Consider the following 15,172-nt stretch of genomic DNA (forward strand, 5'->3'; position numbering starts at 1 on the left):
GGAAGGGGAGATTCCGCGACCGTCCGGAGCACTAATCCGCAGGTCAGACGTATAAGGTGAGTTTTCCGGTCCGGATGTCCAGGTGCGGGGGAAGTAAGGAGTGGAGGCCTTGCGTTCCGATTCAGGGGCACGCACAGCCTTCGCTGAGCGTCTCGCGCTGCTGTACAAGGAAGCCGGTAACCCACCTCTTCAGCGCGTGGCCGAGGCGGTCGTGCGGCATCAGCGGGTCGACGAGCGGGGGCGGACCGTACGGGTCTCCGCCCAGCGGATCAGCGACTGGCGGCGGGCCAAGAACGTGCCCGCCCAGTTCGCCGCACTCTCCGCGGTGCTGCACGTCCTGATACCCGAAGCACGGCGCGAGCGGCCCTCGCCGGTCTCCACGGGTCTGTACGACATGGCCCAGTGGCATCTCCTGTGGGAGCGCGCGGTGGCCGACCCGGTCAGCGGCCGGGCCGCGCCCGCGTCGGCGGAAGCCGAGGAAGGCCCCCGGGACGAGGCCCCGGCCGCCGTCCACGGCGTCTGCCCGTACCGAGGCCTTGCTTCGTACCGGCAGCAGGACTCCCGGTGGTTCTTCGGCCGGGAGCGGAGCACGACTGCCCTCGTCGCCCAGCTCCGCGCGGTGGAGGAGACGGGCGGCCTGGTCATGCTCGTGGGCGCGTCCGGGGCGGGAAAGTCCTCGCTCCTGAACGCCGGCCTGGTGCCCGCCCTCCAGAACGGCGCGCTGCGGGAGGCGGGCGGCGACGCGGGCCCCGTGCTGCAACTCGTACCGGGCGGTGATCCTCTCGGGGAGCTGGCCCGCCGCATACCCGAGCTCGCGCACACCATCGCGGCCGGGGAGGAATCGGCGGCCATGGAACCCGGCACTCCGGAATTCGCGACCGCGGTGCGGGAGGCCGTCACGGCGTGGGCGCGCCGCGAGGCTCCCTTCGGCGCACGTCCGGTCGTCATCGTGGACCAGTTCGAGGAGACGTTCACTCTCTCCTCCGACGAGGCAAGCAAGCGCGCTTTCGTCCAGCTCCTCGACGCCGCGTCCACGCCCTCCGACGCCGGTGAGCCTGCTCCCGCGCTCGTGCTCCTCGGCATACGCGCCGACTTCTACGAGCAGTGCCTCGGCCATCCCGAACTGGCCGACGCCTTGCAGCACCGGCACATGGTGCTCGGCCCGCTGACCACCCCGGAGCTGCGCGAGGCGGTGAACGGCCCGGCCAAGGCCGTGGGGCTCGAACTCGAACCGGGACTTGCCGAGCTGATCGTCCGCGAGGTGAGCACGGACGGCCCCCGCGGCGCGCACGACGCGGGTGTGCTGCCGCTCCTCTCCCACGCCCTGCTCGCCACCTGGCAGCGGCGCAAGACCGGAAAGCTCACGCTGGCCGGGTACCGCGCGGCGGGCGGAATCCAGGGCGCCGTCGCGGCGAGCGCCGAGCGCGCCTGGTCCGGCCTCGACCCGGCGGCGCGCACGGCCGCCAGGCTCCTCCTGCTCAGGCTGGTCCGGCTCGGCGAGGACACCCACGCCACCCGCAGGCGCGGGACGCGGCGCCAGCTGGCCGAGGAGTCGACGGACCCCGGCAAGACGGAGGAGTCGCTCGAAGCGCTGGTGCGCGCCCGCCTCGTGACCCTCGACGCGGAGACCGTGGAGATCACGCATGAAGCGCTGCTCCATGCCTGGCCCCGGCTGCGCGACTGGATCGACGAGGACAGGAACGACAACCTCCTGCGCCAGCGCCTGGAGGAGGACGGCAGGACCTGGGAGGACTCCGACCGCGACGCGGCACTGCTCTACCGGGGTTCCCGTCTCGAGCAGGCCCGTGCCTGGACGAAGACCGCCGGGGGCACCTTTCTGACCAGGGGCGCGACGGAGTTCCTCGCCGCTTCGGCCAGGCTCCGCAGGCGTACGGTCCTGATCACGCGTGGTGCGGTGGCGGCTCTGGTCGTCCTCGCGATGGTGGCAGTCGTCTCGGCGGTGGTCGCCTGGCAGCAGCGGGACGACGCCGTGTTCCAGCAGGTCGTCGCCGAGGCCGATCGCGCCCAGCACGCGGATCCGTCCCTGTCCGCCCAACTCGACCTGGTGGCCCACCATCTGCGGCCCGATGACGCGGGCACCAAGAACCGGCTCCTTTCGATCGTGAACGCCCCGCTGGCCACCCCGCTTCTGGGTCACAAGGGCGCCGTCTACCTCACCTCGTTCAGCCCGGACGGACGGGTGCTCGCCACCGCCAGCTACGACAGGACCGTACGGCTGTGGGACGTGTCGGACCCTTCGCGGCCCGAGCCCCTGGGCAAGCCCCTCACCGGCCACACGAGTTGGGTGAGCAGCGCGGTCTTCAGTCCGGACGGCGAGACCCTCGCCACCGCCGCCGACGACGGAACGATCCGGCTGTGGGACGTGCGCGATCCCGGCCGTCCGCGTTCGCTCGGTTCGCCGGTGGCCGGTCACGGGGGCGCGATCTACCTGGTCGCCTTCAGTCCGGACGGGCGCACGCTGGCCTCCGCCAACGACGACCACCGGGTCCGCCTTTACGACGTGGAGGATCCGGGCCGGCCGAAGGCGCTCGGTGCCCTGCGCGGCCACACCGCCGCCGTGCGCTCCGTCGCCTTCAGTCCCGACGGGCGGACCCTGGCGGCCGGCGGCGACAGCGGGAAGATCAAGCTGTGGGACATGGCCGATCCGCGCAGCCCGAAGCCGCTCGGCGAGGGTCTGAGCGGCCATACGGGCACGGTGCACTCCGTGGCCTTCAGCCCCGACGGCCGCACGCTCGCCAGCGGCAGCAGGGACAACACCATCCGGCTGTGGAACGTGACCGACCCGCGTCGCGCGAAAGCGCTCGGCGAACCGCTCACCGGCCACACCGGTGCCGTGTGGTCCGTGTCCTTCAACGCGGGCGGCACGATGCTGGCGGCCGCCAGCGCGGACAGTACGGCGAGCCTGTGGAACGTCCGCGATCCGGAGCATCCGTCGCAGGTCGGCGAGCCTCTCGCGGGCAGCAGCGGGGAGATATACGCCCTCGGTTTCAGCCCCGACGGGCGCACGCTCGCCACGGGGAGCGGCGACAACAAGGTCCGCCTGTGGTCCATTCCCACGTCGGACATGATCGGCAGGGTCGGAGCGTTCCGGCCCGACGGGAAGGTGCTCGCCACGGCGGCGCGCGACGACAAGGTGCGGCTGTGGAACGTGGAGCGGCCCACCCGGCCCGTCGCGCTGGGCGAACCGTTCGATCCAGGGGGCGGGGACCTGCGTTCGCCGGTTTTCTCCCCCGACGGCGACACGCTCGCGGTGCTCACGGGCAACCGTGCGGTGCAGCTGTGGGACGTCGCCGACCCGGCTCATCCCGTTCCCTACGGTCCTCCCGTCGCCCTGCGGACACGCTTCGCCGCCGCGCTGGCCTTCACCCCGGACGGCCGTACGCTGGCGACCGCCGACACCGACAGCTCCATCCAGTTGTGGAACGCCGCCGACCCGTCCCGGCTCCGTAAGCTCGGCGCGCCGCTCACGGGCCACAAGGGGTACATCAACTCCCTCGCCTTCAGCCCGGGCGGAGGGACGCTGGCCAGTGGCAGCGCGGACGGCACCATCCGGCTCTGGAACGCGGCCGACCCGCGGCACGTCTCGCGCCTCGGCAAGCCCCTCAAGGGGCACTTGGGCCCGATCAACGAACTCGTCTACCGCCCGGACGGCCGTACGCTGGCCAGCGGCAGCGACGACGGCACGGTCCGGCTCTGGAACGTCGCCGAGCCGCGCGAGGCGACCCAGCTGGGCTCATCGCTCACCGGCCATACGGACGCGATCATGTCACTGACGTTCAGCAAGGACGGCGAGACGCTGGCCAGTGGCGGCAACGACAACACGGTCCGCCTGTGGGACGTGACAAGGCCCTCCAAGGCCTCTCCCATCGGCCAGTCCATGAGCCCCAACGCCAAGACGGGCACTTTCCTGTCGTTCAGCCCCAAGGGCGAGATGCTGGGCGTTTCGAGCGGTACGGATACCGTCCGGTTGTGGAACTTGGACACCGACGAGGCGATTCGCCGCATTTGCTCGACCACGCAGGGCGTTCTCACCCGGGATAAATGGCACGAGTATCTGCCCCGCCTGTCGTACGCACCGCCCTGCGACGCGTGAGGGTTTGCAGCGCCCGGGCTACGGATCTCGTCGAGTGATCCCTATCACAGCACCCTAATTCGGCTGAGTAGTTGCCTCCCCCTACGCATTCAGCCTTGCTACGGTTGGCCACAGCCCGATCGCTGGTGCATCCCCCGTCGCCAGCGATCGGGCCCTTTCGTGATCTCGCCGCCCGATGGCTGCTTGAGCTCATCGCCTATCCGAATTGAGACACTGCGGTCCGGCTATCCCCGTACCAACTGGGTGGTAGGGCCATGCTTCGTGACGGTGGGGCCTTGCATAACGTCCCGATTGACGGTCCGAAACCACACTTGGAAAGGTGGTGAGCCGTGAACCGGCGCATCATCGTCATCACGGCCGTGCACGCGCCGTCGGCACGCTTCCTGGCCGACGCGTACAGGTCCCTGCGCGAGCAGGAGTTGCCCGCGGGCTGGGAGTGGCACTGGCTGATCCAGGAGGACGGGACGACGGACCGGGTCGCGCCCCACGTTCCCGACGACGACCGGATCACGTTCAAGCAGGGGCGCCCCGGCGGCCCCGGGGTCGCCCGGACCCTCGCCCTGGCGCACGCGGACGGCGAGTACATCAAGATCCTGGACGCGGACGACCAGCTCGCGCCCGGTGCGCTGGCCCGCGACCTCGCGGCCCTCGAAGCCGATCCGAGCATCGGCTGGGCGACGTCACGCGCCCTTGACCTGCTCCCCGACGGAACCACCGCCGGTTTTCCCGGCGACCCGGAGACCGGGCCGATCGAGCGCGGGCACGTCCTCGACCACTGGGCGTCGCACGACTACCGCGCGCAGGTCCATCCGGCGACGCTCTTCGTCCGCCGCGAACTGCTCGTGGCCCTGGGCGGGTGGATGGCGCTGCCCGCGTCCGAGGACACGGGCCTCCTGCTCGCCCTGGACTCGACTTCCCGTGGCTGGTTCACCTCCGAAGTCGGCCTGCTCTACCGCAAGTGGGAAGGCCAGATGACCGGCCAGGTCGCACACGCCGGGACGGCGGAGCGCGCCGACCGCATGGCCGTGGTGGAGGCAAGGGCGCGAGCGCTTGGGCGCTTTCGGTGGAGCTATCCCGCAGGTCAGCGCTGAGGCGGACCCGTACTGCCCTGGACTGCCCCGGACTGCTCCGGACCGAACGGAGCGGCGCGAAAACAGGCAATTGATTGGTAGAGGCGATGTGAGCCCTCGAGGTCACCCGGAAATGTGGTGACGCTGCTCACGGTGTCCCGGTTTGGGGAAGGTCATTAAGCCGGGATATGTTCGTGATCACTCGCCGAAAAGGTCCAGACCAGGCCAAATGGGCGGGTGACTGCAATCAGTTCGCATTGGGCGAGTGAGTGCAATCAGTTCGCACGGGGGGATGGAGCCGGGTAGCGGTGCGGGGCCTAAAGTGTCCAAGCCGTCGGCTCCGCGAACGCATGCCCTAATGCTCCATACCCCCCTTGTGCATGTACACAAGGGAAGAATACGTGAACCGCAAGACGATACGCATCGCGGGCGCCACCGCGATTGCCGCCCTCGCCATCGGTGTCGGTGGTGGTGTGGCCCAGGCGCACACCGAGGCCCCCGCTCCCCGCAGCGCCGTGACGGCCCCGGTGAACCAGCAGCAGGCGATCCGGGATGCCGCCCGCGCCCTGCTGAACTCCGACATCCAGTACAGCGCCGCCGACCGCGCCGAGCTGCGGACCATGGCGGACGGCGACAGCGGTGTCCAGCTGCGGGCGGGCGGCAAGCTCGGTCCGCTCGTCAAGCTGCTCAAGAAGGTGCCCGGCTTCGCCAAGGCCGTCGCGGGCAAGTACAGCGATTTCAAGAAGTGGTACAACGGCCTGTCCTGGTGGATCCGGGGGCCGCTGGCAGCCGCCGGTGTCGGCAGTGACCTGTGGGGAATCTGGCAGCTCTTCAACTGAGCAAAGTCGCCTGCCTGAGTGAGTAGGTGAAGGGGGCGTCGCGCCCGCAGGTGCGGCGTTTCCCCCTCGCCTTCCCCCCACCTCGTCTCTCCCCCCGCATTGATCCGAAAGGCCCTGACCGTGACCAGCAGCACTGATTCCGTATCCGATCGCGAGGCCGTAAAGGAGACGGAAGCGCCGGGGTGGTTTCCTGCGGTGTTTCTCTTCGGTGTGGTCTCCCTCGTCTTCCGTTTCGGCGGCGTCTGGTCCTGGTGGGCCCTGCTGTGGGCGCCGGCGTTCGCCATAGCCGTCGGGATTTCGGTGTACGAGTGGCGGCTGCTGGCCCGTAACCGGTGGCGTATGCCCGTCGGTGAATGGGTGCTCCTTGCCGTCGCCCACGCGGGATGCGCCGCTTCGCTCGCCGTCATCCTCGATTTGCTGCACTACTGACATTTCCCGTACCGCGCAGGCGTATTGCCGGGGCGACCGGGCGGATCTTGCCGTGGCCGCGGCGGACTACGTACGGTCACAGATATGCCTCGCACTTCCCTCCGTCACGCGTCGGAGCTTCTGGTCACCCTCGGCCGCGGCTATGTCCGCAATGCGCCCGGTTCTCTGGCCAAGGGCCCGCTTTCTGCCCGCTTTCTCAACGCGTATCTGCGCGACCATCCGCGTCAGCGCGTGGTCGAGGCGCGATTCGGCGCCCGCTTCGCCTGCGATTCGCGCGACCTCATTCAGCGCTACATCAGCCTGTACGGCGTGTGGGAACCGCACATGACGCGGTGGCTGCGAAGCCGTCTTCGCGACGGGGACACATTCGTCGACGTGGGCGCCAACATCGGCTATTTCGCGATTCTGGGATCACGCCTCGTCGGCAGCACGGGGCAGGTCGTGGCGATCGAGGCATCGCCCGCCTTCCATGACCGCGTACGGCAGCACGTCAAGCTCAACGGCTGCGGCAATGTCCGTACGGTCAACGAGGCGGTCTCCGACAGCCACAAGAAGCTGACCTTCGTGCTCGCGAGCTCCCACAACATGGGCGCGAACTCGATCGTCCCGTACGACGGTCCCGCCGAGTCGAGCTTCGAGATGGCGGCCCGGCCCCTGCCCGAGATCCTGCACGAGGACGAACTCGCCCGGGCCCGCGTCATCAAGATCGACGTCGAGGGCGCGGAGGGCGGGGTCATCAGGGGCCTGGCTCCCGCCATCGGGCAGCTCCGCCCGGACGTGGAGATCGCCGTGGAGGTCACTCCGGACCGCATGGAACAACTCGGCGACTCCATCGATGAGTTGCTGGAGACCATGGCCCGGAACGGCTTCCACACCTACCGGCTGCCCACCGACTACCGGCCGGAGAACTACCCCCGCGCCCTGCGCCGACCGGAACCTCCGGTGCGCTGGCGCGGACCCGTAGTCGGCGAGAGCGAGCTGGTCTTCTCCCGTGTCGATGCCGAGACCCTGGGATAAGCCCCGGCTACCGGTCGAACGGCAGGTCCAGCATCCGGATGGCGTTCCCGCGCAGCAGCTTGTACGCCACGTCCGCGGGCAGGTGGCCGACGTGGTCCTCGGCCACCTGCTTGGTGTGCGGCCAGGTCGAGTCGACGTGCGGATAGTCGGTCTCGAAGGTGGCGTTGTCGACGCCCACGGTCTCGATGGAGTCGACGCCGTGCTTGTCCCGGAAGAAGCAGCAGAACATCTGCCGGTAGTAGTACGTCGACGGCGGCTCCGGGATCAGGTCCTTGACCCCGCCCCAGGCCCGGTGCTCCTCCCATACGTCGTCGGCGCGCTCCAGGGCGTACGGAATCCACCCCATCTGGCCTTCGCTGTAGGCGAGTTTGAGGCGGGGGAACTTCACCAGGACCCCGGAGAAGAGGAAGTCCATCATCGAGGCCATCGCGTTGTTGAAGCTCAGGGACGCCTGAACGGCCGGGGGCGCGTCGGGGGATGCCGCCGGCATCTGTGACGACGAACCGATGTGCATGTTGACGACCGTGCCGGTCTCCTCGCAGGCCGCGAAGAACGGGTCCCAGTAGCCGGAGTGGATCGAGGGCAGCCCCAGATACGTGGGGATCTCGCTGAAGGTCACGGCCCGTACGCCGCGCGCGGCATTGCGCTTGATCTCGGCGACGGCGAGGTCCACGTCCCACAGCGGGATGAGGCACAGCGGGATCAGCCTGCCGCCGCTGTCGCCGCACCACTCCTCCACCATCCAGTCGTTGTACGCCCGGACGCAGGCGAGCCCGACCTCCTTGTCCTTGGCCTCGGAGAACGTCTGTCCGCAGAAGCGCGGGAACGTCGGGAAGCAGAGGGAGGCCTCGACGTGGTTGATGTCCATGTCCTTCAGGCGGGCCGCCGGGTCCCAGCAGCCGCGGCGCATCTGCTCGCGCGTGATGCCGTCGAGCGTCATCTCGTCCCGCGAGAATCCGACGGCGGCGATGATGCGCTTGTACGGGAAGATCTCTCCCTCGTACTCCCACCAGTCGGTGATCTGGCCTTCCGGGTCCGTCGTGAACTTGTACTTGCCGCCGATGTACGCGAGCTCGCCGATACCTGCGGTGAAGGGCTTGGGGCCCCGGTCGCGGTACTTGGCCGGGAGCCACTTCTCGAAGAGGTGCGCGGGTTCGATCACGTGGTCGTCCACGCTGATGACGCGGGGGAGCTCCTTGGCCCCGACCTCGGTGTTGTCCACTGCTGTGCCCCCTACTACCTGCCGGTTTCCCTTAGCTGCATCTGACGACCCATCAGATTGAGGTTATGGGCTCGCCCCGGTGACGGCAACAGCCCGCCGGAAACTCGACCCCTTGCGCGATCGGTCCGGATCGGTTGAACTGACGACCCATCAGATAGCTGCCGGGCTGGCCCATCAGACAACCCGTCAGATCAACTGGAGGGAGGACGTCCGATGGAGACGATGTGGCTCAGCGGAGCCGAGTGGCTCGCCGTGCTCCGGATCGGGCTCGGCCTGTGGTGGCTGGAGAGCTGGCGCCACAAGGACAAGAAGACCTGGTTCACCGGCGGCGGGATCGACTGGGCCGCGGGGATCGCGGACAAACACCGCTGGGCCTTCGTGCGCTCGGGCTTCGACGTCGTGGTGAAGCCGCGGCCCCGCACGATGGCGTACGTCGTCGCCTACGCGGAGCTCGCCCTCGGCCTCGGTCTCATCGTCGGCTTCCTGACGCCGATCGCCCTCGTCTGCGGCTTCGCGCTGAACCTGATCTACCTGGTCCTCATGATCCACGACTGGGGCGAGCAGGGGCAGAACCTGATGATGGCGCTGATCTCCGCGGTCGCGTTCTTCGGCATGGGCTGGCAGGTCTGGTCGCTCGACCACGCCTTCGGTCTCTTCACGTAGGCGCGTCTCGTTCTCCCGCGGCTCTGGCCTGTTGTACGGCGACGTGCCACCCTGCCCGACACATCACATCCGCCGCCCGGCCCTGCGGTCGGCGGCGGGTCGGGGCAGGTCGCCCCCTCGCTCTGTGCAGACACGGAGGTGCCGGTGAACGTGCAGGACCACGGTGAGCAGGAGCCGACGGCCGCAGCCCTCAAGGTGAGGCATGCCGCCCGCGCCGAGAGCGCGGCGGCGCGGGCTGCCGCGCTGAGCCATTACGTCGAACAGAGCGCTTCCGGCAGCCACGCGGATGCCGTGTGGAGGGCCGCGCACGCGGCTCGCGTGGCGGCGCAGGCACTCGCCGTACTCTCCGAGAGCGAGCCCGATCCCGCGGCGGATTCACGTTGCGCGCGAAACGCCGCCGCGTCCGCCGCGCAGGCCTCGCAGATGGGTCAGCTCGTGGACGGCACCGACGCCGAGGCGTCCGCCCACGCGTGCCGGGCCGCTCTCCGGGCCTCGCAGGCCGCCGGAGCCGCGGCCGGGGCGAAGTCTCTGGGCGTCGACGAAGGGCTGAACGCGGAAGCCGACGCGGCGGAGAAGGCGGCCGTCACGGCAGCCGAGGCAGCGGGCTGGATCCGCCCCGGCGAAGACGTGCCCAGCGTGGCCACCGGGGTGCGGAGCCCGGAAGTGATGACCATGATGCACCTCTGACTCACCTCTGCTCCTGCTCCTGCTCCTGCTCCTGCTCCTGCCCCTGCCCTCAAGACGCCTTCGGCGCCGCCCGCATCCCCACGTAGCAGCACTCCGTGCCGTCCGTCAGCGTCGAGAACACCACCGGCATGTAGTCCTCGCTGAACGAGGGGCCCGCGCCCGAAGCCGCGAAGACCTTGTCCGTCACCGGGGTCAGGTCCATCTCCAGGGGCGGGGAGAACTCCGCCATGCCGTCGACGAACTCGTAGGTCAGCCGCGCGGTGTCCCCGTCCCCGGAAGCGGCCGTGACCGTGATGATCACGCCCTCCCGCTTGTACGTCCCGGCGAGCGGGGTCATGTCCACCGCAGGCGGCACCTCCGCGGGGGCGAACGCGTCCGGCATCCGGACCCCCGCGAGCTCGCCCAGGAGCTCGCGGAACAGGGCCGCGTAGAGCTGGCGCGCTCCCCCGCCGTTCGTGAGCAGGACCACCGCCACGCCTGCCTCCGGGACCACGCGCAGGTATCCGTACTGGCCGATCGAGGCGCCGTCGTGGCCGTAACCGGGGATGCCCTCCCAGTCGTAGAGCGTCCAGCCGAGACCCCAGCCGTCCGCGCTGACCGTCCACTTGTCGGGGACATCGACCTCGCGCCGCTGCATCCGCGCCACCGCGTCGGCGGACAGGACGCGGGTGCCGTCCGGGGCCGTGCCGCCCGCCAGGTGCATCCGCGCCAGGCGGGCCACGTCGCCCGCGGTGACCAGGACCCTGCCGTACGGGCCCGCCGAGCGCGGCATCAGGTCCCAGGCCGGTGCCGGGCCGGGGTCCTGGCCGGGCTCGCCCAGGTGACTCATCGCCACGCGGAAGCGCAGCGCCTCCTCGGGCAGCGTCATCGAGTGGTCGAGCCCGAGCGGGGTGAAGAGGCGGTCCTTCAGGGCCTGGTCCCAGGTCTGGCCGGTGACGACCTCGATGACGCGGCCGAGGACGTTGTACCCGAGGCTGCTGTACGAGACCGCCGTCCCCGGCGGGCAGTCCAGGGCCACGCCCTTGCTCGCCTCTACGTAGCGGGCCAGGCAGTCGTCCCCGCGCCCCGCGTCGTAGGTGAAGTCGCAGGTCAACCCGCTGGTGTGGGAGAGCAACTGACGGGTCGTGATGGCCGCCGTGGCCTCCGGGTCGGCCGTGGCGAACTCCGGCACTACGGAGACGACCGGTGCGTCCAGGTCGAGCTCTCCGGAGTCGGCCAGCTGCATCACGACCATCGCCGTGTAGATCTTGGCGATCGATCCGGACTGGAACACGGAGTCCGTCGTGACCTCCACGCCGGTGCCGCGGTGCAGGACGCCGCTGGCCAGCTCGTGGATCTCGCCGCCGGCCAGGACGGCCAGGGTGGCGCCCGGCACGTGGTGCGCGGCGCGCAGCTCGTCGAGGCGTGACTGCCAGCGCCGCACGGTGGTCGGTTCGGTCTTCGTCATGGGGTCCCCTCCGCACGTCGTTCGCTTGTCCGCACACTGTACGGGCGCCGCACAGTGTGCGCAAGAGAAGGAATGCGGGCGACATATACGGGGGAGGCGGCGACATATACCCCTCGCCCCGTTCCGCTCGCCCTTCCGTGGTGCCACCATGCGGAGTCCAGAGAGGTGTCGAGGGGTGTTCCAGGGGCTCCTCGGCAGGGGCGGGGCGGAGGAACGAATGGCAGAGGTGTTCCTGCGGCGGCTGAGCCGCTGGCAGGCGGAGCAGCAGCGTGAGGCGATCGCCGACGTCTATGTCGAGTCCTACGAAGGAGACCCCGGTGCCGAGTACCGGGACCGGCAGGGGTTCCTGCGCAATTTCGAGAACGCCGTACAGCGGACCGACTTCGACATGGTCGTCGCCGACGCGGTGGGCATGATCGGCTGTCTCTACGGCTACCGCGCCGCGCGGACCGGCGAGTGGTGGAAGGGATTCCGCGGGGTGCTGCCCTCGGAGGTCGAGGAGAGCACGGCCGCGGGCCGGGTCTTCATCCTCACCGAGCTGATGGTGGTGCCCGCCTACCGGCGCCGGGGCGTCTCAGAGCGCCTGCGCACGCTGCTGCTCGTGCGGCACTCCACGGATCTGGTCGTCTCGGTCATCAAGCGGGACGACGATCTGGGGCGGGAGGTCCTGCGGTCGTGGGGCTGGACGAAACTCGGGGAGTTCGACCGGAGCGAGACCGGCTCGACGACGCCGCCCCGGCGCGGGGAGACCGAGACGGCGGGGCCCGACGGTCTGGTGTGGGAGGGGTGGATGCGGCCGATGCCCTGAGGAAGCCGAGGCCGACGCCCTGAGGGATGCGGCCGATGGCCCTGAGGGATGCGGCCGGTGGCCTGAGCGCGGCGCGGTGAGGCTCAGGCCACCGCCTTGCTCGCCTTCAACGAGTACATGAGGGGGATGCGCGGGCGGTCCACGGGGAAGCGGTAGGCGCCGTCGCGCAGTTCGAGGGCGCCGAAGCGTTCGAAGAGCGTGGTGTCGTGCTCGTGCAGGAAGTCGATGCGCAGGCCCGCCGACGCCAGGGCCGTGACGACCTCGCCCACCGGGTGCTGCCACTCCACGCTGCGGTTGTGGACGGTGGGCGTCGTCGTGTCCGCGTAGCCGCCGGGAGCCTCGTCGACCCAGGCGTCGCGGGCGAAGTAGTCGTACTCGATCCGGGAGCCCGTGGCGTCGTCCAGGATGTCCGCGAGCGGGTGAAACTCGGAGAGGTAGAGGAAACCGCCGGGCGCGACGAGCGCCGCCGCGGTCTCGGCCCAGCGCTGGATGTCGGGGAGCCAGCACAGGGCGCCCACGCCGGTGTAGACGATGTCGTACGAGGAGTCGGGCACCGCATCCGCCGCGTCGTACACGTCGGCGGCGACGAAGGACGCCCGGTCGGGGCCGAGGCCGAGTTCGGCGGCGAGGTCGCGGGCCGCGTCGACGGCGGGCTCGGAGAAGTCGAGCCCGACCACGCGGGACGCGCCGTGCCGGACCCAGCTGAGGGTGTCGAGGCCGATGTGGCACTGGAGGTGGAGCAGCGCGCGCCCGGTGACGTCACCGACCTCCGCGAGCTCGAAGGCGCGCAGCGGGTCCTTGCCGGAGCGGAACGCCTCCAGGTCGTAATAGTCGCTGGCGAGATGGAGGGGGACGCGTTCGTCCCAGCGTTTTCGGTTGGCCTCGCGCCAGTCGGCGGGGGTCGGTGAGTACATTCCAGAAAGTTATCCACAGGCTGGGGACCCTCGCCAGCGGATTGTCGGCGTGTGCGTGCAGTATGGGGTCCATGAGCGACTTGGGTGCGGGTGCAGTGGATACGCAGGGTGCGGACGAGGGCGCCGGAATGCCGGACTGGGAGAAGCGGTTCCGTGCGCCGCGGGTGTCGCTGCCCGACTGGGCCGAGGACGCCCCCGACCGGTCCCTCTTCGTGTCGAACGCGACGGGGACGTACGAGCTGTACGCATGGGACCGCGCCACCGGCGAGCAGCGCCAGGTGACGGACCGGGCGAACGGCACGACGGACGGCCTGCTCTCGCCGGACGGCGAGTGGATCTGGTGGTTCAACGACACGGACGGCGACGAGTTCGGCGTCTGGATGCGCCAGCCCTTCGCGGGCGGCGGCGCCGACGAGCCCGCGGTGGCTGGCCTCGAAGCGTCCTATCCGGCGGGCATCGCCCTCGCGCGGGACGGCAGGATGTCCGTCGTCGGCCGCTCGACGGACGAGGACGGCTCGACGATTTATGTCGTACGGGAGCCGGGCGCCGACCCCGTCGAGATCTATCGCCACCGCGAGTCCGCGGGCGTCGGCGACCTCTCCAGGGACGGCTCGCTGATCGCCGTCGAGCACACGGAGCACGGCGACGCGATGCACTCCACCCTCCGGGTGATCAGGCCCGACGGCTCCACGGTCGCCGAACTCGACGACACCGAGGGCGGCACGGTCGAGCTGGGCCTCGAAGTGCTCGGCTTCGCGCCGGTGGACGGGGACACGCGGCTGCTCGTCGGGCATCAGCGGCGCGGCCGCTGGGAGCCGATGGTCTGGGACGTGGCGTCGGGCAAGGAGACGGAGCTGGCGCTCGACCTGCCGGGCGACGTGAGCGCCGAGTGGTATCCGGACGGCTCCGCCCTGCTCATCGTGCACAGCTTCGAGGCCCGCAGCGAGCTGTTCCGGTATGTGTTCGCCTCCAGCGAGCTGATCGAGGTCGAGACGCCCAAGGGGTCGGTGTCGGGAGCGACGGCGCGGCCGGACGGCAGCGTGGAGTACCTGTGGTCGTCGGCCGCCGAGCCGCCGGTGGTGCGCTCCACGGCGGGCGGCGTCGTGCTCGACCCGCCCGGCATGAAGGCCCCGGCCTCCGTGCCCGTGGAGGACGTCTGGGTGGAGGGCCCCGGCGGCCGGGTCCACGCCCTCGTACAGAAGCCGGCCGGCACGAGCGGCCCGCTCCCCACGGTCTTCGAGATCCACGGCGGCCCCACGTGGCACGACAGCGACGCGTTCGCGGCGGGCCCGGCGGCCTGGGTGGACCACGGGTACGCGGTGGTCCGGGTGAACTACCGCGGCTCGACGGGGTACGGCCGCGAGTGGACGGACGCCCTCAAGCACCGCGTCGGCCTGATCGAGCTGGAGGACATCGCGGCGGTCCGGGAGTGGGCGGTGACGTCGGGCCTCGCGGACCCGGCCCGGATCGTCCTGGCCGGCGGCTCCTGGGGCGGGTATCTCACGCTGCTCGGCGTCGGCACCCAGCCCGACGCCTGGGCGCTCGGCCTGGCCGCGGTCCCCGTCGCGGACTATGTGACGGCGTACCACGACGAGATGGAGGCCCTGAAGGCCATGGACCGCACGCTCCTGGGCGGCACGCCCGAGGAGGTCCCCGAGCGCTTCGAGGCCTCGTCCCCGCTGACGTACGTGGACGCGGTGAAGGCCCCGGTCTACATCTCGGCGGGGGTGAACGACCCGCGCTGCCCGATCCGCCAGATCGACAACTACGTGGACCGGCTGAAGGCCCGCGAGGCGGTACATGAGGTGTACCGGTACGACGCGGGGCACGGCTCGCTCGTCGTGGACGAGCGGATCAAGCAGGTGCGGCTGGAACTGGACTTCACCGAGCGACACCTCCGCTGACAGGGGCCACCGGGGAGGAACCGGTACACACCCCGCGGCCCGTCTCCCGCAGGCGCCC

The 15,172-nt window shown here is 70.3% G+C and carries 12 protein-coding genes; 9 read left to right on the top strand and 3 right to left on the bottom strand.

Features of this window, described 5'->3' with window-relative positions:
* The first annotated feature begins 100 nt into the window (after positions 1-100).
* The 5 genes from ABZ906_RS22275 (at position 101) to ABZ906_RS22295 (ending at position 7,469) form a co-directional block, all read left to right on the top strand.
* A complete protein-coding gene (locus ABZ906_RS22275) occupies positions 101-4,114 on the top strand; it encodes a WD40 repeat domain-containing protein (RefSeq protein WP_361385149.1) in 4,014 nt (1,337 codons plus the stop codon).
* Positions 4,115-4,443: 329 nt separating this feature from the next.
* Entirely contained in the window at positions 4,444-5,205 is a 762-nt protein-coding gene (locus tag ABZ906_RS22280) for a glycosyltransferase family 2 protein (RefSeq protein WP_361385152.1), read from the top strand.
* A 380-nt stretch (positions 5,206-5,585) separates the two neighbouring features.
* The gene (locus tag ABZ906_RS22285) at positions 5,586-6,023 is read left to right on the top strand and encodes a hypothetical protein (protein ID WP_361385155.1); all 438 of its coding nucleotides are present in this window, start codon (positions 5,586-5,588) and stop codon (positions 6,021-6,023) included.
* 120 nt (positions 6,024-6,143) lie between these two features.
* Entirely contained in the window at positions 6,144-6,452 is a 309-nt protein-coding gene (locus tag ABZ906_RS22290) for a hypothetical protein (RefSeq protein ID WP_361385158.1), read from the top strand.
* Between the two features lie 84 nt (positions 6,453-6,536).
* The gene (locus ABZ906_RS22295; protein ID WP_361385161.1) at positions 6,537-7,469 is read left to right on the top strand and encodes an FkbM family methyltransferase; all 933 of its coding nucleotides are present in this window, start codon (positions 6,537-6,539) and stop codon (positions 7,467-7,469) included.
* Positions 7,470-7,476: 7 nt separating this feature from the next.
* On the opposite strand, the gene ABZ906_RS22300 is transcribed toward ABZ906_RS22295, so the two are convergent.
* Positions 7,477-8,691, bottom strand: a complete 1,215-nt coding sequence (locus tag ABZ906_RS22300; protein ID WP_361190887.1) for an amidohydrolase family protein — start codon at positions 8,689-8,691, stop codon at positions 7,477-7,479.
* 213 nt (positions 8,692-8,904) lie between these two features.
* On the opposite strand from ABZ906_RS22300, the gene ABZ906_RS22305 reads away from it, so the two are divergent.
* Positions 8,905-9,354: a DoxX family protein gene (locus ABZ906_RS22305; RefSeq protein WP_361385164.1), complete on the top strand. Its 450-nt coding sequence runs from the start codon at positions 8,905-8,907 to the stop codon at positions 9,352-9,354.
* Between the two features lie 144 nt (positions 9,355-9,498).
* Positions 9,499-10,041 (top strand): hypothetical protein, encoded by a 543-nt coding sequence (locus ABZ906_RS22310; RefSeq protein ID WP_361385167.1) that lies wholly within the window; start codon positions 9,499-9,501, stop codon positions 10,039-10,041.
* 49 nt (positions 10,042-10,090) lie between these two features.
* Here the strand turns inward: ABZ906_RS22310 and ABZ906_RS22315 are convergent, their stop codons facing one another.
* Positions 10,091-11,488 (bottom strand): serine hydrolase domain-containing protein, encoded by a 1,398-nt coding sequence (locus tag ABZ906_RS22315; protein WP_361385170.1) that lies wholly within the window; start codon positions 11,486-11,488, stop codon positions 10,091-10,093.
* Positions 11,489-11,705: 217 nt separating this feature from the next.
* Between ABZ906_RS22315 and ABZ906_RS22320 the strand changes: the two genes are divergently transcribed.
* Positions 11,706-12,296, top strand: a complete 591-nt coding sequence (locus ABZ906_RS22320; protein ID WP_361190877.1) for a hypothetical protein — start codon at positions 11,706-11,708, stop codon at positions 12,294-12,296.
* A gap of 83 nt (positions 12,297-12,379) precedes the next feature.
* Here ABZ906_RS22320 and ABZ906_RS22325 read toward each other — a convergent pair whose 3' ends face one another.
* On the bottom strand, positions 12,380-13,210 hold the full coding sequence (locus tag ABZ906_RS22325) for a class I SAM-dependent methyltransferase (protein ID WP_361385173.1): 831 nt from the start codon (positions 13,208-13,210) through the stop codon (positions 12,380-12,382).
* A 71-nt stretch (positions 13,211-13,281) separates the two neighbouring features.
* Here ABZ906_RS22325 and ABZ906_RS22330 point away from each other — a divergent pair, with 71 nt between their 5' ends.
* Positions 13,282-15,114, top strand: coding sequence for a prolyl oligopeptidase family serine peptidase (locus tag ABZ906_RS22330; protein WP_361190871.1), 1,833 nt, complete (start codon positions 13,282-13,284; stop codon positions 15,112-15,114).
* Positions 15,115-15,172 lie beyond the last annotated feature (58 nt).

It is taken from the genome of Streptomyces sp. NPDC046925 (assembly GCF_040644915.1).
Taxonomy (GTDB): Bacteria; Actinomycetota; Actinomycetes; order Streptomycetales; family Streptomycetaceae; genus Streptomyces.